This is a genomic window from Streptomyces hilarionis (assembly GCF_024539675.1).
GTDB lineage: Bacteria > Actinomycetota > Actinomycetes > Streptomycetales > Streptomycetaceae > Streptomyces > Streptomyces hilarionis.
The window spans coordinates 1-653 of the sequence record NZ_JAHHIT010000394.1 but is presented as its reverse complement, the minus strand read 5'-3'; the positions used below and the strand labels follow the sequence as shown (position 1 = coordinate 653).

Annotated in this window: 1 protein-coding gene; it reads right to left on the bottom strand. The window is 59.3% G+C overall.

The features are described 5' to 3' along the window. Positions 1–35: 35 nt before the first annotated feature. Positions 36–653 (bottom strand): hypothetical protein (locus KMS84_RS43705; protein ID WP_256921261.1); only part of this gene is annotated, 618 nt, incomplete at its 5' end.

The following is a 653-nucleotide window of genomic DNA, read 5'->3' as shown; positions in this document are numbered from 1 at the left end:
GGATTCAGGTGTCAGCACGCTCTCTTCAAATCGACTCATGCCCCACCCCACTTGCTTTCCAATCTGCCAAATTCCTGCTCGAGCGTTTGCCGATAATCATCGTTGGCCTCGGCTGGTAACGGCGGCATATCGACCTTCAGTGTGTGCCAACGCGACAAGGCAATTTTGCGGTCACCCTTGGGCAGGCGATGACGAAGCGCCAACGCCAGCTTGCAGAGCCCGTTAACCTCCTGGGCCAGGAACCAGTCGAAGACATTGGGCGTAGACCCGCTGAGGCGCTGGCGGGTCTTGTCTACCCATTCCTGCAGGCATCCCGGTCGCACGAATACCCACTGTTCGAGCGCCGACAACTGTTCAAGCCCATGCAACCGGGCCGCAAACTGGTAGCTCGCTGTGAATAGCCGGAAGTAGCTGATGTGTGCAGGGGCTGAACCGTCTTGCTCGCTTGATCCAGTGTCTTCGTCGGCGCTCCCACCATCGACCTGTAGCTCACCCGTCTCTGATTCGCGCACGCGGAAACCGATATCATCCTGGTTAGGCACAATCTCGATCTGCGCCATGGCGTCGACCAACCCAAGTAGGTCGTCGTATCGCTGCGCGCGACGGAACTCGGGGGTAGTCTCCAGCAACATGCCCACGAAGCACACCCGGCC